The sequence below is a fragment of the Pseudanabaena mucicola FACHB-723 genome (assembly GCF_014696385.1).
GTDB lineage: Bacteria > Cyanobacteriota > Cyanobacteriia > Pseudanabaenales > Pseudanabaenaceae > Pseudanabaena.
This window is the reverse complement of the sequence record NZ_JACJQB010000023.1, coordinates 12,792-30,970: the sequence shown is the minus strand read 5'-3', so window position 1 is coordinate 30,970 and position 18,179 is coordinate 12,792. Positions and strand designations below refer to the sequence as shown.

The 18,179-nt window shown below is 44.6% G+C and carries 13 protein-coding genes; 3 read left to right on the top strand and 10 right to left on the bottom strand.

The window, feature by feature from the left end:
• Positions 1-179: 179 nt before the first annotated feature.
• Positions 180-632, top strand: a complete 453-nt coding sequence (locus H6F41_RS11860) for a hypothetical protein (RefSeq protein ID WP_190403688.1) — start codon at positions 180-182, stop codon at positions 630-632.
• Positions 633-777: 145 nt separating this feature from the next.
• Here the strand turns inward: H6F41_RS11860 and H6F41_RS11855 are convergent, their stop codons facing one another.
• Entirely contained in the window at positions 778-2,070 is a 1,293-nt protein-coding gene (locus tag H6F41_RS11855; protein ID WP_190403687.1) for a tetratricopeptide repeat protein, read from the bottom strand.
• Between the two features lie 89 nt (positions 2,071-2,159).
• Between H6F41_RS11855 and H6F41_RS11850 the strand changes: the two genes are divergently transcribed.
• Complete coding sequence (locus H6F41_RS11850) at positions 2,160-2,459, top strand: hypothetical protein (protein WP_190403686.1); 300 nt, start codon at positions 2,160-2,162, stop codon at positions 2,457-2,459.
• 82 nt (positions 2,460-2,541) lie between these two features.
• Here H6F41_RS11850 and hisG read toward each other — a convergent pair whose 3' ends face one another.
• On the bottom strand, positions 2,542-3,177 hold the full coding sequence (gene hisG, locus H6F41_RS11845; protein WP_190403685.1) for an ATP phosphoribosyltransferase: 636 nt from the start codon (positions 3,175-3,177) through the stop codon (positions 2,542-2,544).
• 124 nt (positions 3,178-3,301) lie between these two features.
• On the opposite strand from hisG, the gene clpS reads away from it, so the two are divergent.
• Entirely contained in the window at positions 3,302-3,610 is a 309-nt protein-coding gene (gene clpS, locus H6F41_RS11840; RefSeq protein ID WP_190403684.1) for an ATP-dependent Clp protease adapter ClpS, read from the top strand.
• 81 nt (positions 3,611-3,691) lie between these two features.
• Here the strand turns inward: clpS and H6F41_RS11835 are convergent, their stop codons facing one another.
• From H6F41_RS11835 to H6F41_RS11800, 8 genes are all read right to left on the bottom strand, one after another.
• A complete protein-coding gene (locus tag H6F41_RS11835; RefSeq protein ID WP_190403712.1) occupies positions 3,692-5,092 on the bottom strand; it encodes an NAD(P)(+) transhydrogenase (Re/Si-specific) subunit beta in 1,401 nt (466 codons plus the stop codon).
• Positions 5,093-5,110: 18 nt separating this feature from the next.
• On the bottom strand, positions 5,111-5,401 hold the full coding sequence (locus H6F41_RS11830) for an NAD(P) transhydrogenase subunit alpha (RefSeq protein ID WP_094533598.1): 291 nt from the start codon (positions 5,399-5,401) through the stop codon (positions 5,111-5,113).
• Positions 5,402-5,448: 47 nt separating this feature from the next.
• Positions 5,449-6,594, bottom strand: coding sequence for a Re/Si-specific NAD(P)(+) transhydrogenase subunit alpha (locus H6F41_RS11825; RefSeq protein WP_190403683.1), 1,146 nt, complete (start codon positions 6,592-6,594; stop codon positions 5,449-5,451).
• 339 nt (positions 6,595-6,933) lie between these two features.
• Positions 6,934-10,068, bottom strand: a complete 3,135-nt coding sequence (locus H6F41_RS11820; protein ID WP_190403682.1) for an ATP-binding protein — start codon at positions 10,066-10,068, stop codon at positions 6,934-6,936.
• 11 nt (positions 10,069-10,079) lie between these two features.
• Positions 10,080-13,919, bottom strand: coding sequence for a PAS domain-containing protein (locus H6F41_RS19500; protein WP_190403681.1), 3,840 nt, complete (start codon positions 13,917-13,919; stop codon positions 10,080-10,082).
• Between the two features lie 243 nt (positions 13,920-14,162).
• Positions 14,163-16,493 carry a single-stranded-DNA-specific exonuclease RecJ gene (gene recJ, locus H6F41_RS11810; RefSeq protein WP_190403680.1) on the bottom strand — a complete coding sequence of 777 codons (2,331 nt, stop codon included), beginning with the start codon at positions 16,491-16,493 and terminating at the stop codon, positions 14,163-14,165.
• A 45-nt stretch (positions 16,494-16,538) separates the two neighbouring features.
• The gene (phnE, locus tag H6F41_RS11805; RefSeq protein WP_408962542.1) at positions 16,539-17,345 is read right to left on the bottom strand and encodes a phosphonate ABC transporter, permease protein PhnE; all 807 of its coding nucleotides are present in this window, start codon (positions 17,343-17,345) and stop codon (positions 16,539-16,541) included.
• The gene (locus H6F41_RS11800; protein WP_190403678.1) at positions 17,342-18,121 is read right to left on the bottom strand and encodes a phosphonate ABC transporter ATP-binding protein; all 780 of its coding nucleotides are present in this window, start codon (positions 18,119-18,121) and stop codon (positions 17,342-17,344) included. The genes phnE and H6F41_RS11800 overlap by 4 nt, the downstream gene beginning before the upstream one ends.
• Positions 18,122-18,179: the final 58 nt, after the last annotated feature.

Below are 18,179 nucleotides of genomic sequence, written 5' to 3'. Positions count from 1 at the left end.
ACGTTACTCCCTTCCCAGTGAAAAATTACACGTTGCGGCGCTTCGCGCCGCAACGCTATTTTGGTTTTTAACTGGGCGGTAGCTATAAGAATCGATTTGCTACTTTGTGACTTAACTCGTTAATTCATGGCTGGATCTGCTACATTAGTCAGCGTTCAACTGTGAGGATGTGTATTTATATGAGTACCAAATTCTCTTGGCTCGCTTCATCATTAGTAGCTGCTTCAGCATTGCTCTCTAGTGGTGTTGCCTTTGCCGACCCTCTGCTCACGGATCAAGATCAATTTCCACGTAACTTTCCTGCTACCTATCCTCAGGTACAGAATAAAATCTTGGATATGACCTCTGATCCAAATCTGCCTAATCCCTATATTCAAACAACCTTTAGGGATCAATGGATTGAACGTCAAGCTAATGCTTTTCGGGCAATTAATCGTGAAATGATGGACTTGCAAACTCTTAGCGATGCGACGATTCGTACTCGTGATTTGCCTAGTTCCTACTGCTCATCTTTGCTAAGTGAAGGATTCAATGCTTGTGCTGCTCCTGAAGAGCCAGCCCCTGCGGTTCCTATGCCCCGCTTTGAAGCTCCAGCCGCAGTACCTTCGCGTCCTGTGCCTGCTTTGTGGTAATCGATAAATTACCCTAAATAAGTTTTTTGTGTTGAGTTTATCTATGTTTTTGAGCTTTCAAAGAGAGTGATTGCGCTTGGCGTGATCACTCTCTTTGGTTTAAGAGCCTGTGCCGCCCGCGACGTGGGCGGCACAAGCGCTGGTTTTAACCTTGGCGATCGCTTTCTAAATCAAATACTACTTTCTGCCAATACCAAATTTCAGGCATATTCGGATGCTCTTGCTTGGCAATATCAATCAAACGCTGGGCAATTGCCATATTGCCACCAACGAGAGCCAGTAGTCGTTGTTGTAATTCAAGGCTTGGCATTTGCATCAAATCAACCGCTGCCGCCGCTTTTGCCTGTTGGCGTTTTGCCTCTTTGGTTTGCTTGGCTAGTTCCGACTGCCAGAGATTGACACGATCGATCGCAAATTGATAACGATCCATGACTGACTGCTGAAACCAAATATTTGCAGCCTGTTGGTAGTCATCGATCGCACCTTGAAGATCTCCAAAGTCGTAGCGCACCTCGGCGCGATCGCAATAGATTTGGGGGCTGGTTTGATCGAGGGATAACGCTCTAGAAAAGTCTTCGATGGCGGTGCGATAGTCCTTAAGCTTGATGTAGGCTTTGGCGCGATCGCTATAAATTTCGGACTTGCTGGGATATTCGCGCAATAATTCATTAAAATCAGCGATCGCCCCCTGAGCGTCACCAATTTCTAAGCGAATCCTGCCTCGCCCGATACGAACATCAAAGTTTTCTGGTGCTAAAAATGTGGCTTGATTGAGGTCTTTGATTGCACCTTGGGGATCGCCCATTTTGCCGAGGGTTAAACCGCGCAGACAAAAGGCTTCAGCATTTTTGGGCTCAATTTGCAGAAGCCAATTAAGATCAATTAAGGCATTGGTATAGTCGCCTTTGTTGAGCCTTTGCTGCACATTGCTCAGGACATCCTCGGTTGAGGGCGGTACTATTGCTTCTAGTGGTTTATAGCTTTCAATGCAACGGCGACAATTAGCTTCATCGCGCAGTTCTAGAAATAAACTGGCGGCTTTTTTGTAAGTTGCGATCGCCTTTTCAATTTGATTTTGTTGTTTGTAGGTTAAGCCCAAGAGTTGATGGGCAATTGCTGATTTGGGATTAATGACTAGGGCTTGGGCAATGTCAGCTTGGGCGGCAACAAGATCTGCGATCGCAATATAGGTAATGCTACGGGCAATATAGGCATCAACTGCTTCAGGATTAAGGCTAATTGCTTGACTGTAATCTGTGATCGCACCTTGACGATCGCCCAAATCGAATAGGACTAGTCCGCGCTGATAGTGTGACTCAGCTAAGTTTTGCCTATTTGCGATCGCACAACTAAAGGCTTGCACAGCACCATAGCGATCGCCAGTCTTTGCCTTGGCTAACCCCTGCTCATAAAAATTTCCACTAGGCTCTTGTGTCATTGTGTCAACGAGATTATATAACTGGCGATCGCCCTAGTATTATATTTAAAACCAATACTTTTGCAGTGGATCATTCAGGAGTTACCGCGATGTCCAAAAAGCCGAAAGATCTTAAACATCAGATTGGCAAGACTATCCATGATGCCGTTGATACTGTGGCGGATGTGGCTCAACAACAGTACGAAAAGAACTTTAAAAAAGCTCACAAAAATGTTGATAAGCGGTTTGATTCAGTACGCGATCGCATTGAAGAATTTGATAGTTGGGCGGTAGAGTCGGTTAATGAAGCTTTAGAAGGTGTGGAAAAAAAACTAGAAAAAAAAGTTTCCAAAACTGTGAGCCGCATCCAAAAAGCTGCTCAGTCTGTATGGGGCAAAATTTCCAAATAAAAAAGAGTTGGAGCTTTGCCCCAACTCTTTTTATGCGATTAAGCAGTTATCCCAATTCACGGGAGTGTGGCATAGCCATTTCTTAATTTGGTATTACTTGCATTTTGCTAATTAACTCGCCAAAACGCTCACTATGGACGCGATAACTTAGCGGATGCCCAATCAGTCGAGCTGTGCTGTGATACAAAACTTCAATTTCAATTAAGCCATTATCCTTGAGGGTCTTGCCTGTCGATACCAAATCGACAATCGCCTCAGCCATACCTGTAATTGGTCCTAGCTCCACTGAGCCATAGAGAGGAATAATCTCGACGGGTAAATCAATGCTGTCAAAGTAGGCACGGGCACAACCGACGTATTTAGAAGCAATGCGGCTGTGGGGTGGCAAATCTAAGGGTGAACGATAGCGGCTCTCCCCTGAAACTGCGATCGACATGCGGCAGCCACCAAAACCTAAATCCAGTAATTTCGCAACTTTAGGCGTTTTTTCCCGCAAGACATCTTCCCCGACGATGCCCGCCTGAGCCTGTCCATATTCTACATATACAGGCACATCCTGCGCCCGCACTAGCAAAGCCTTAGCGCTGCCTGTGGGATCGGTGATTTGGAGTTGTCGGTTCGAGGCATCAAGGAAGGCGCTAAAGTCCATCCCGACTCCTTGGAGCAAGCGGATCGAATCTTTTAACAGAGAGCCTTTGGGCAGTGCGAAGGTAAACATGGAGTCAGTGGTCTGAATAACAATAATCAGGAAGAAATGCGATCGCACTTCTTTCTAATTATCATGGATATAGCGCTTTGCGATTCTTTTTTTGCGATAATGCAAAAAAGCGTTAGTTGAAATTATGCCTATATTTGCTGCGATACAATCTCCCGAAAAAGTTAAGGACACTGTAAAGGAAATAGTACGCAAGCCTTACCCAAAATATAAGGTGATTGTGCTAAACGATGATTTCAATACCTTTGAGCATGTGTCTAATTGCTTGATGAAATATATTCCCCACATGACTGAGCAGATGGCTTGGGAATTTACCAATCAAATTCATTTTGAAGGTTTGGCGATCGTCTGGGTGGGGCCAATGGAGCAAGCGGAGTTATATCATGCTCAACTCAAGCAAGCAGGTTTAACGATGGCTCCCCTCGAAGCTGAGTAATTAAAAAAGAAGTCTCGCTTTGCGAGGCTTCTTTTTGGGCTTAGAAGTGAATGGTGGCGCTTCGCGCCACCATTCACCTAATTAGATTTGCTTTAGCTCATTGGCGAGCTTGCTTACCATATCCTTTGCCCCACCAAATAACATCATCGTTTTTTGTTGATAGAACAGATCATTCTCCACACCCGCAAAACCAGCACTCATACCGCGCTTAATCACGATCGCATTTTTGGCTTTATCCACTTCAAGAATTGGCATACCATAAATAGGACTAGCTTGATTTGTCTTTGCCGCAGGATTGACCACATCATTCGCACCAATAATCAACACCACGTCAGTATTTTCAAACTGGGTATTGATATCATCCATGTCATAGAGTTGCGAGTAAGGCACATTTGCCTCTGCTAGTAACACATTCATATGGCCGGGCATCCGACCCGCAACAGGATGAATCGCAAATTTCACTTCGACACCTTTGCGCTCCAGCATGTCGGACAACTCGCGCACGGCGTGCTGGGCTTGGGCAACTGCCATGCCATACCCTGGCACAATCACCACCGATCGCGCATAGCCGAGCATCATCGCGCATTCTTCGGGATCAATGGTTTTGACGGTTTTGTTGCTGCTATTACCCGCATCGCCATCGGTGACTAAGGTTGTGCCGAAGCCACTAAATAAGACATTGGGGAGAGTTCGGTTCATGGCTTTACACATGATCTGGGTGAGGATCAAGCCCGAAGCGCCAACTAAGGCTCCAGAAATAATTAAAACATTGTTCATCACCACGAAACCTGCGGCACTGGCGGCAACCCCTGACAAGGAGTTGAGCAGGGAAATTACCACGGGCATATCGCCGCCACCGATGGGGATTACAAATAGTACGCCCACCAGTAGCGAAATCACATTAATACTAATGAATCCCGCCACATTAGTAGGATCGGCAATTATTAGTGCTGCGCCAACACCAAAGGCAACTAGGAGCAAAATATTGATTGTTTGTTGATAGCCAAAGCGAATAGGTGCGCCTTTCATGATCCCTTGGAGTTTGGCAAAGGCGATCATACTGCCTGTAAAAGTGATGTTACCGATCAGGACACTAGCCATAATCGACAGGTTATCGACTAGGGGCAACTCTAGCCCGTTGCTAGTCACACGCCAATATTCGCCCACGGCAACTAAGGAGGATGCTAAACCTCCTAAACCATTCAGTAACCCAACCATCTGGGGCATGTCGGTCATGGCGACCTTGTAGGCAATTAGTGAACCAATCGCTGAACCAATTGCGATCGCAACTAAAATCAATCCGTAGCTCAATACCTGTTTGTCGAGCAAAGTTGCCACGACCGCCAAGAGCATTGCAATTGCGCCGAGCAAATTCCCCTTACGCGCCGTAGCAGGTGATCCCATTTGTTTGAGACCAATCATAAATAGAGTCGCGGCCACCAAATACGTAAGCTGAATCCCTGTGGGTAGATAACCCGAAATACTTTCTAGCATGGTGCTTTACGCCTCTTTCTTTTTGAACATTTGCAACATGCGATCGGTGACAAGGAAGCCGCCAACAACGTTGATCGTGGCGCAGACCACCGATATTAGTCCCAGAATTACCGAGAGATTGGGATTAACATCACTACCTGCCACAATCAAAGCGCCAATGACCGATATTCCTGAAATGGCATTGGAGCCAGACATCAGTGGTGTATGTAAGGTCGGCGGAACTTTATTAATTACTTCAAATCCTGCAAAGGACGCGAGGACAAATACAAATAGAGCGCTAATTAATGATTCGTTCATAGTGAATTGCGTCGGCACACAGTGCCGACTTTGTAATTGAATATGGATTATGCTGAGACTGCTAATTGCGAAAGGGCATCTTTGACGCGCTGATTGAGAATTTCGCCAGCGTGGGTGATGCAAGTGCTACTGATAATGTCATCGGTAAAATCAAGATGGAGTTCGCCTTTCTTGATTAAGTGATTGAGCAAATTGAGGAGGTTTTTGGCGTATTTTTGGGACGCATGGATCGGCATCGAAGCAGGTAAATTAATCGGCGCAATAATTGTTGCCCCATGGCAAATGACATCTTTACCCGCGATTGTGCCTTCACAATTGCCGCCCTGTTCTCCTGCCATATCGACGATGATCGAGCCACGTTTCATTTGAGCAATCATACTATCGGTGACCATCACAGGCGCTTTGCGTCCGGGAACTTGAGCGGTGGTAATCACAATGTCGGCATCTTTAATATGCTTTGCCAGAACCGTTTGAGCATGTTGTTTGGCAGCTTCCGAAATCTCTTTGGCATAGCCCCCTGCGGCAGTTGTGTCTTCTTCTAGGGTGACATCAATAAACTTCGCGCCCAGACTTTGCACTTCTTCGCGCACCGCAGGACGAATGTCATAGGCTTCGACCTGTGCGCCGAGACGACGCGCCGTGGCGATCGCTTGCAGTCCAGCCACACCTGCACCTAAAACCACCACCTTTGCGGGGGGGATCGTACCTGCGGCGGTGGTGAGCATTGGTAAGTATTTGGGCAAGGCGGCGGCGGCGATGAGGACGGCTTTATAACCTGCGATTGAGGCTTGAGAAGACAGGGCATCCATACTTTGCGCCCGACTGCTACGGGGGATCATCTCCATGCCCATAGCGGTAACTCCCTGATGCGCGAGGCGACGAATTAACTCGGGTCTGCCTAACGGGTTGAGAAAGCCGATGATGATCTGTCCAGATTTGAACATACTCACTTCTTCTTCTCGCGGCGCGCCTACTTTCAATAAAATATCTGATTCGTTGATCAGCGCAGTTTTATCATCAATTATGTTTGCACCGACTTCTGCATAGGCGGAATTCGCAAAAAACGATGATTCGCCAGCATGACTTTCGATTAAGATTTCTAATCCACTTTTGACTAAACGACTTGCCACATCAGGGATGAGAGCAACTCTGCGCTCTCCAAATTCTATTTCTTTAATAACGCCGATCTTCATTCATGTACCTTATGCAATTATCTTCACTGACCAAAATCTACAGAGTGATGCACATTTCCTCCAGACATTACTGCAATTGCTGGAAAGTAATTCATTCCTTTTGACTGTCTTAAGGAAAATTCGACAATTTCAATAATTTTTATCAACAAATCTGTCGAAGTTTTAAGAAACTTAGGATTTACGCAAAATGTAAATGACTCTTCTCCCTCAGTACAGGTATAGCGGTAGTCACTTGCATTAGGACTAATCAAAACCCAGAAAACGAGTTGCGCCGCAACTCGTTTTCTGGGTTTTATGTTCTAACAAGACTGGCGACCGCTATAAATGCCGCGCAGAATGCTAGTGAGCCAAAAAAGTTTGAATCATTTGAGCTAATGCTTTTAGCTGGACAGGTTTGGTCAGATATTCACTAGCACCTGCATCTAGACATTTTTCGCGATCGCCTGTCATGGCTAATGCTGTCAATGCAATGATTGGTGTATTAACCAAATTAGGATCGAGTCGAATTTGCTTGGTTGCTTCTAGTCCATCCATAATTGGCATTTGGATATCCATCAAAATTAAGTCAGGCTGATGTGATTTAGCTATGGCGATCGCCTCCAGTCCATTTTTTGCAAATAGAAGATGATAGCCATTGGCTTCTAAATAGGGGGAGAGCATCTCGATATTGGTTTCATTATCTTCTGCTAACAAGATCGAGAAGTAGTTATCATGTTTTGCTTGACTAGGTTCATGTCTGAGATCAATCTGGGTTTCCCTTTTAGGAGAAGTTGTTACAACATCAGTACAGGGAATAACGATGGTAAAGCAACTACCCACACCCACTTCACTGATTAATCCTACAGTGCCGCCATGTAACTCCACAATCCGTTTCACTAGGGCTAGTCCCAAGCCTGTACCTTGATATTTGCGGTTAAGGGCACTATCAATTTGAATAAAGGGCTGAAATAGCTTAGGGATATTTTCTGGAGATATCCCGATACCTGTATCAGCGATCGCAATTTGCAGATGCTTCCTCGTTCCTAAAAGAGGGTCTTCCTGTGAGGTGAGATTAACCTCTAAGGTAATTTGTCCCCCGTCCGTCGTGAACTTGACTGCATTATTCAGGAGGTTGATCAAGACTTGGCGTATTCGTCGTTCATCTACTAATACATCAGGTAGATTGTTTTGCCAGTGAGTCTTGATCTGGATGTGTTTGGCGATCGCTTGCTGCCGAATAAAAGCCAGACTGGATTGGCAGAGTGGGACTATGGCTGTAGGGTGACAATCCAGTTCTACTTGACCAGATTCAATCTTCGCAACATCTAGAATATCATTAATCAGCTCTAGCAAATGGGAACCACCGTTCTGAATAGTCTGTAATGCTTTAAGTTGTCGTTCATTAATGTCCCCAAAAATCTGTTCTATGAGCACTTCGCTCATCCCAAGGATGGCATTAAGAGGCGTGCGGAGTTCATGACTCATGGTAGCCAGAAATTCATCTTTGAGCCGAGTTGCGCGGGTCAACTCTTCATTTTGCAATCGCTCAAATTCAATTTGTTTAGCATCCGTAATATCTCGAATAATGATCAATACTTCCCGATCGTTGAGGGGGGCAATCCGAACTTCTTCATAACGTTTCTCATCTTCAAAGTTAAAAATCTGTTCATATATCTGTAAGCTACCAGTTTCGATCGCTTGCTTGGCATAATACAGCCTTTGTTCCGCTAAATCGGCTGGCAACACATTGTAGATTTCTGGCTGGTCAAGCGAGGTAGGAGGACAAACAACTCGAACGCCACTACCTGCAAACATGCTGATATATCGTCCCTCTATATCCATTTGAATTAAGAGATCTGGCAATGTCTCAATAATTGTGCGGTTAGTCATTTCGCTTTGTTTGAGAGCGGCTTCAGCCTGCTTGCGATCGCTAATATTGCGGATCATAAATAGCACTTCATCATCGTCAATTTTGATGACTCTGACTTCTTCGTCTTGGAGACGATCGCCTACTTGAATTTGTTGTTCATATATCTGCAATTCCTCAGTCTGCAAGGCTTGCTGCATATAGTAAAAATGTCGTTCAGCAACCTCGGTGGGTAACACATCTATCATAGAGCGACCCGTGGGGTCTGATGTCGGCGACAATAAATTAAAGTCACGATAGTCCGTAATAATCCCGCGATAAAGACCATCAGAACCCATCCGAAACAGAAGATCGGGAATGGCGGCTAAAACTGCTCGATTTTGAAATTCACTTTGTTTAAGGGCGGCTTCAGCTTGCTTGCGATCGCTAATATTACGAATCATAAATAGCACTTCATCATCACCACTTTTGAAGACTCTGACCTCTTCATCTTGCAGTCGATCGCCAATTTGGATTTGCTGCTCATATACCTGTAACTCCCCCGTCAACAAGGCCTGTTGCATATAGTAAAACTGTTGATTAGAGATTGCTTCTGGCATTAGCTCTGCCATTGATTGCCCCGTGGGATCAGCATCCGATGGTAATATTCCAAAATCTCGATTTGACGTAATAAATCCGCGATAAAGACCATCAGTCCCCACCCGAAACATCAGATCAGGAATAGCCTCTAAAATTGCTCGACTTTGGGCTTCACTTTGCTTGAGTGCCGATTCAGTTTGCCGATGCTCGCTCAAGTCAATATCAATGCAGTATAGTTCTGGCTCGTTCCTTGAGTTATTCAGCAAAACATGGCTGGAGTAGACATACACACTAGATCTATCTTTCGCCATTAGAGTTAACTCACAGGCAGGAATAGGCTCTCCCCCATTTACCCATACCTCTATCAAGTTAACGACATCTTGGCGCATTGCTGGAGGAATAATCAGGTTCTCTAGATTCTGACCGATGGCTTCATAAGCAGTATAGCCATAGATTTTCTCACTTGCTTTATTCCAATAAATTACTTGACGATCTCGGTTATAGCCCTGTACCGATATCTTTGGGAGCGCATCAAATAATTTTTGCGATCGCTGTTCACTAGCCCAAAACTTGGCATCTTCTGTTTGACGATCGCCTGTTTCTGAACGGTTTTGTGTTTGAGCGATCGGATTTTGAGCAAATGCTTGAACTTGCTTAGTTAATAGCTCAGTTAAGTTTTCTTTTTCTAGCAGTCCCACTAAGCGATCGCCATCTAGTACAGGTAAGTGGCGCACCGAATGCTCTTGAAATAGCATGATCACAGCATTGATATCAGTCAGTTCTGAAACTTGGATAGTGATGACGGGATGGCTCATCACCGCTTGAACGACTAATTGGTCTAGTGGTAATCGTTGGGAGTTAAGACGAATAATATCTCTCTCTGTGAGTATTCCTATAACTTGACCAACATCCTCTCGGCAAACTATCACATAGCTTGAGCCAGTTTTATCCATCAGTGCGATCGCTTCGATCACATTTAGCTCTGGTGAAACGATCAGAGGATTGCGAGAGACTGCGGATAAAATATCTCTGGGCAAAAAGTTCGTCATAGGTAACTCCACTAGTGAGCCAAAAAAGTTTGAATCATTTGGGATAATGCCTTTAGTTTGACAGGTTTTGTCAGATATTCACTAGCTCCAGCCTTTAAACACTTTTCGCGATCGCCTGTCATCGCTAATGCTGTCAAGGCAATGATTGGTATATTAACCAAATCTGGATCAAGGCGAATTTGTTTGATTGCTTCTAGTCCATCCATAGTTGGCATTTGGATGTCCATCAAGATCAGTTCAGGATGATTAGCTTTAGTAAGGTCAAGTGCGTCTTGACCATTCGTAGCGATCAAAAGTCGATAGCCCTTCGCAGTGAGGTAGCTAGAGAAAGTCCCAATATTGGCTTCGTTATCTTCGGCAATGAGGATTAGAGGCGATCGGGTAGGGACTTCGTCGGTTGGGAAAGAGCCGTTTTGTTCTGGGGTAATAGTTAGTTCCCCATCTGCTGTTAGATTCGTTGATATAGAAGAATCGAGTGCACAGGGTAACTCGATTGTAAAACGACTTCCCACACCAAGCTCACTGGTTAGTCCCACTCTACCGTCGTGGAGTTCCACAATTCGTTTAACGAGAGCTAGTCCCAATCCAGTCCCATCATATTGACGATTTAAGGCACTATCGATTTGAATAAAGGGTTGAAATAGCTTCTTAATATTCTCTGCGGAAATACCAATGCCCGTATCAATCACAGATATCTGTAAAAAGTTTTGGGGCGAATTGTCTAATGCAGGGAGAAGTTGCTTAACTTCCTTCACTTCTAAGATGATGCGTCCACCCTCTGGTGTAAATTTGACTGCATTGTTAAGCAGATTAATCAACACCTGACGAATGCGCCGCTCATCCACTAACAGATCTGGTAGATTCAGTTGCAGTCTAATCTCTAGTTGGATACGTTTTTTCAACGCTTGTTGTTTGATGAAGGCAAGACTGGATTGACAGAGCGGAGCCACAGCGCAGATAGTACAATCTAGTTCCATCTGCCCCGATTCGATTTTGGCAATATCGAGGATGTCATTGATTAGCTCTAGTAAGTGATTACTACTCCTTTCTACGGTTTGTAATGCTTTGATTTGCCGTTCATTTACAGAGCCAAAGACTTCCTCTTGTAGCCCTTCATTCATTCCCAAAATGGCATTTAGAGGGGTGCGGAGTTCATGGCTCATATTGGCTAAGAACTCATCCTTCAAGCGAGTGGCGCGCCCCAGTTCTTCGTTAAAGATCAAGAGTTCTTGATTGCTCTCAGTGAGCTTGATCTCTGTTTGCTGCCTTACCAATAGTTCAGATTGGAGTTGTTTGTGGAGGCTGGCTTGTTGAATTGAGATCGCTAACCAGTTAGCAATTTGTTGAAGCAAATTTATTTCCATGTCTTGCCAGTGGCGCGGAGAGTCGCATTGATGGACAATCAGCAAGCCCCAAAGGATTTGATTTTGGATAATGGGAACCGCGAGTGCGGCTCTAACCTGGAGTTCTGTGAGGACTTTGACTAGATGCGGTAAGTTTGATTGGTCTTCTGATTCGCGATCGCAAAGTACAAACATACCTCCTTGAGCATAGTAATCGTAGCTCTCTTGAGAGAGTGCATCATCAGGAAAGACGACATTCAGCAGTTTTGAGCAATTTGGTGCAGTGGATTCAGCAAGGGCTGACCTTGGCTCTCCTAAAATCAACTGATAGATTAACACTCGGTCTGACTGCAAGACATCACGGACATCCTCAACAGTTGCCTTGAGAATCTCTGCCAAGTCTAGGGATGATCGCATTCGCTGGGTAATTGCTCCAAGAATGCGTTCTTGATCTGCTTGATATTTTAGTCTTGCTTCAATTTGGCGGCGAACAGTAACATCTTTTGTTATGCCCACTACACCAATAATATAATCTGTCCAGTCACGCAATGGCGCTTTGTGGGTTTCCATCCATCGTTGTTCACCATTAGCCAAGGTCATCGTTTCTTCGATCCCCGATCTGGATGTACCAGATTCTATGATGCTCTGATCGTCTTTCCGATAGGCGATTGTCTCGACTGGTGTCCATGGAAGATCAAAATCAGTTTTCCCAATGATCTCTTCAGCCGATTTCAAGCCAACTACTTTGGCAAACTGCTGATTGCATCCCAAGTAAACAGACTCTCGATTCTTCCAAAATAATGCGAGAGGAACGGTGTCAACCACAGTTTGAATAAATTGTTGAGATTCCAATAGAGCATTTTCAACCAGCTTGCGATCGCTAATGTCGCGAATCAGAAAGACGACTTCATTATTGTTGCATGGAGCAACACGCACTTCTTCGTAACGTAGTTCACCCTCAATCCAAACCTGCTGTTCGTATGTCTGCAAAGTTTGCGTAGCAAGTGCTTGCTGAAGAGCCTTGTATTTAGCATCCGAATGCGATGGGATAATATTTGCTGGCAAAGAATCAAAAATACTTTTGCCAATTACTTGTTCAGGATCAACTAAATTCTTCCCTTGGGGAGATGTTAAGAAGTCAATATACTCACCCTCTCGGTTAACTCGAAACACCAAATCAGGTAAAGCCAATAGAGTGGCATGGGTGCGTTCCTCGCTAAGTCTTAGAGCTTCTTGGATGACTTTGCGATCGCTAATGTCCATCACAATTCCAAACAATCCAGTCACCTGTCCTGCTTGATCATATATGGGTTCAGCTTGAGTAAACAGACATCTAGATGAACCATCATCTCGAACAATCCGTAGTTCTGTTGCATAGGGTTCTCCATACTGAATGGCTCTGTCTACTAGATGATTAAGGCGCTTTTGTTCATCTCGTGGATAGTAGTTGAGTAGCTGTTCATAGGTCGGTTCTGATTGATTGAGATCACGCCCAAAGATTTTGAAGACTTCATCAGACCAGATTATTTTCTGGGTTGGTACATCTAGTTCCCAATCCCCCAGATGCGCGATTTGTTGGGCTTGGCTTGCACGTAACGCAATCTGCTGCAAATCTACAGTGCGTTGTTCCACGCGGCGTTCCAAATCTCGGTTAAGTTGCTGTAGCGCTGTTTCGGCAAGTTTACGAGCCGTAATATTCCGCACGATTGCCAAAACTTCTTGATCATTAAGTGCGAGTATTCTCACTTCTTCGTAGACTACACGATCCTGCTTGAGGAAGTGATGCTCATAGACTTGTAATTCACCTGTAGTGATTGCTTTCTCGATAAATTGCAACTGTTTCTGGAGCAATTTCGGTGGTAAAACTTCCGAAATATGGTTGACAATCGGTAGAAAATTCTCCGCTTCAATTTCCGACTTGATGTATGCCAAGCAAGTGCCATCACGCTGAAGCCGCAGCAATAAGTCGGGAATCGTTTCCAAGATCGTGCGAATGGTTGCTTCATTAGCTTGTAAGGCGGCAGTCCGTTGTTCTACTTGCCTTTCTAAATCTTGGTTGAGTTGTTGTAATGCAGCTTCAGCTTGTTGGCGATCAGCTATATTCGCCATCTCGATTAAAGTGCTTTGGTCTAGTAACTTCACAATGCGATCGCGATCATCTAGCACGGTTAAATGACGAATACGATGCTGTTGAAATAGGGCTAGAGCATCATTAATATCAGTGAATGTAGATTCTTGGATGGTGATGACGGGATGGCTCATCACCGACTGAATTGGCAACTCGGCTAAAGATATGGGCTGAGTGATAATACGAATAAGATCGCGTTCGGTCAGAATACCAATTAACCCCGTCTTTTGCGATAGATTTTCTACTACTAGCACATAGTCTGCGCCAGTTTCCCCCATTATTGTGATCGCTGCCATGACTGATGTATTCGGTGACACCAAAAGCGGATCGATCGCCGACTGTAAATCTTTTGGATTGAGGTGACTTTCATTAGTTATCATGGTTATACCTTCTGATGGTCTAAATTAAACTTATTGGATAATAAGCTCACAAAGTCTTGTAACTCATTCTAGGTAAAGCTTTCAATCCTTTTGAGGCAAAAGGATTGAAAACGATTCTGAATAAAAGGTTTGGCGATTTTGTTAATTATTGCTTAACAGGTCTATGGTGTCCAGAAAAATAGATCTAGGCAAGACAAAGATTTTGAGCAATTAGATGAGCAATTAGAATAGAAACAATACCCATTAACTGGTTAGGACTGTTCCAGTAACAGAAGCTAAGTTTTGCAGTTGGCGATCAAAGAACTGCTGCTGAAAAGCTAATTCATTGACGGCTTGGATAAATTCATTACTCTGGTGAGGGATCTGGGTTGGTGATGGATGGCTTGCCTCAAGAGAAGCAATTCGTAATTCTGAATCTTCGGAATGCTGAACTTGTTCCCCAAGTTTTATCGCATAGCCATATTTACGAAGTTCCATAAATCCCATTTGTAATACATCAAGATCATCAATTCCCAATTTGGTGATTAATTGCGATCGCAAAATGGATTTGCCTGTGCGACAGAGATATTTCGCGATTCCTACGAGAGTTTGCCATGCCATCTCACCATTGATCTGTTCTGGATTGGGATAAATCAGGGCAAGGGATTGAGTATTCTGATTGGCGCGATCAATGATAGTGTGCAAATCTTGCCAACTTTGCGGACAGCGATCACAAATAGTTGCCGATAGCTGTGGATCAATGGCAATCGCACTACGTCCTCGCCAATCAATGATTTGTAAATGATCTGGCTTTTGAAGAGAGGTGGGGGCAAGTGTTGGTGTATCAGCAGTGAGGGGCGCACTTTGAGCATGGAAATCCAGTAATCGCGCATCATAGCGACGACGAAAAGCATTATCCACTAGTTCAATCACCACGTCACAGGGGGTATCAGGCATTTCATAACTGTAATGTCCCCACCAACCACCATAGATTTGATCGCCATGGCGATCGCTCAAGGTAAATTCGGTTTTGATATATTCAACCTTCTGTCCTTTGTGATTACGAATATTTGCATTCGATATCTCTGAGAATAAACAATCACGCACTAATAATTTAGGGGAGGGATTGCCCATGCCAAAGGGTTCTAATTGTTTGAATTCATTGAATAGTTCTCTCGTTAAATCGGCAACAGTGACTTCCAAATCGATGGTGAGTGCTTTACTTTGGAGTTGTCCATGTTGACTCCAAAAGGTTTGATCGAGGGCTTCCGTTAATACCTGTAAATTCTCCAACTTAAAGCTCAATCCACCCGCCAAGGGATGACCACCAAAGCTGAGTAAGAGATGTTCCTGTCCTTTGAGCAAATCATAGAGATTAATTCCCTCTAGCGATCGCGCACTCCCCTTGGCAATGCCATCTTCCACTGTGCAGAGAATGGTCGGGCGACCATATTCCGCCACCACTTGACCTGCGACTAAGCCCAAAACACCCACTGACCACTGCGGATCGGCAAGGACAATAATTCCTGTTGTCGATAGATCAAGCTGCGAAATTTTAGCTTGCACTTGCTTAAAGACTTTCTTTTGCAAAGATTTCCGCTCAGTGTTAGCGAGTTCTGTTTGGGTAATCAAACTAGCGCAAAGCTTCTCATCACGAGTAGTGAGAAGCTCGACACATTTCTGTACATCCCCCCAAATTCGACTAACCGCATTAATCCGTGGCGCAATTCCAAAGCTAATGTCAATGGGGCGATCGCCGACTCGTTTACATTGTTCCAACAGCATCCGCACACCGAGGCGTTTTTTTTGCCGTAATACTTCGATTCCCTTTTGGGCTAGATAGCGACAATCCCCTGTTAGCTTCACCAAGTCTGCCACTAGTCCAATAGCGACTAAATCCAATAAATCCTCTAGGGGTTTTTGTGGAATTTCGGATAGAGTTTCATAGAGAGCTTCCATCAATTTATAGGCTACGGCTACCCCTGACAAATGGAACAATGGATGGTCATCATCCAGATAGCGGGGATTGATAATCGCGGTCACAGGCGGACGCACATCGGGCAGAGTATGGTGATCGGTGACAATCACATCAATTCCTAATTTTTGAACATAGAGAAGAGCCTCTAAACTGGTGCTACCCGTATCACAGGTGATGATTAAACTGAGGTTTTTTCCTGCGGCATGACATTGCGATCGCAATTCATCTAAACCCCTAATCGATATCCCATGGGACTCTTTGAGGCGATCGGGAATATAAAAGAATAATTGTTCATGTTGTGTAAAAAATTGTCCCAATCCTTCCCATAAAACCGATGTTGCCGTAATGCCATCGGCATCAAAATCCCCCCAAATTGCGATCGCATCGCCCTGTGACCATGCTTGCTGAATCCTTGCGATCGCCCATTGCATTTCCTCACCAAAGGCAAAAGCACTAGTTGGTTGATAGTCGGCGATATTTAAGAATGCATCAACTTGTTCAGGCCCAACAATGCCACGTTGCCAAAGCAACTGCGCGGCAAACTTACCAACTTTTTCGCTGAGCCAAGTTGGCGGGACAACGGGTTCTAAAATGTGCCATTTAGTTGAGGACTTCATATCTCCGCTATTTGCGTATTTAGCCTGCTCAGCCAGTCACAGCTACTAGTCTAATTTAAACTTATTTCGCAATTGACTACTGAGGGCATCAATGGCAGTCACGACTACGAGTAACACTAACATCATGGTAGTTGCTTTGCTATATTCAAATCCCCGAATATAGCTGACTAACTCAAAACCAATGCCACCCGCACCAACAACACCTAAAACTGAGGCGGCGCGAATATTGTACTCAAACATATACAGGGTATAGCCCAGACATAAGGGTAGTACCTGCGGCATTACGCCATACTGAGCAACTTGCCACCATGAGGCGCGACTCACTTGTAATGATTCTAGTGATCGCTTATCTACTGATTCAATTGCTTCTTGATAAAACTTAGCTAAATAACCAATTGTGTAAATCCCTAGGGCAAGAGTTCCCGCAGGTGCGCCTAGCCCTGTCGCTGCTACAAAAAATAGTCCCAGAATAATTGAGGGAACCGAACGCACTGCATTTTGGAAGAGATTTGCAATCCAGCGTAACCACAATGGCGATAAATTTTGTGCGGATAATAATGCGATCGGAATAGAGAGAATTGCGCCAATCGTTGTTCCCCAGATCGACATTTGCACTGTTTCGATCAACGCTTTGACCGCCACATCTAAAATGCTTAAATCAGGTGGCCATAGACGTGACAAAAAGTCAGTCATATAGGGCAGGCTGGTCTGTAATAATTTGGGATCGATTTTTAATCCTTGTAATGACCAGATATAGGCCCAACCTAGACCAATGATTGCTAAAACTCGGATGATCCAAACGTTGTAGCGGCTAGCAGTATAGGCACGAATCCGATCAGTAAATTTCATTATGCGGCAGTAGCAGACTGAGCTAAAGCCAAACTTTGCAGTTTGGCAAATTGTCTTTCAATATTTTGACAATTTCCATCATACATGACCTGCCCTTCGTCTAAGATGATTGCTCGTTGGGCGTACTTGGCAGCGAGGGCGAGGTCGTGCAGCACCACCACTACAGTTAAACCATTCTGATTCATTTCCGCAAGACTGGTCATCACCTGCTCAATACCTGAAATATCTAGCCCTGTGGTCGGCTCGTCAGCTAAAAGAATGTGGGGCGACTGAATTAGGGTGCGGGCAATTGCAACTCTTTGGCGTTGTCCACCACTCAGTTGACGCGCTTTTTGATAGGTCTGTTCTTGCAAGCCCATTTTTTGTAATAGCTGCATTGCGATTCTGCGATCGCGTTTCGGAAATCCCCACAAACTTTGCCATGTGGTCAGATCCCCCAAACAGCCACATAGGACATTATCCAAGCAAGAAAGCTGATCAACTAAGCCGCCGCCTTGACAGAGAAATCCAATATTTTTGCGAACTTCATCGACACAATTAGGTGTGACGGATGTCCCACAGATCGCAATCTCACCCTGTTTGATTGGCACTAAGCCCACTAGCGATCGCAAAAGCGTCGATTTACCTGCGCCATTCATTCCCAGTAGTGCCACAAATTCGCCATGTTTGATTTCTAAATCAATGCCATTCAAAATCGGACGCTTGAGAGTCGATTGATAAGCGGTGCGGACATTATGGCAGGCGATTGCGGGTAAATTCTGGTCAGGTAGAGGTTGCATGGTGTTTAATTTTTGATTCTTGAGCAAGTAACATAATTGGGTTGGCTAGATCAACTAA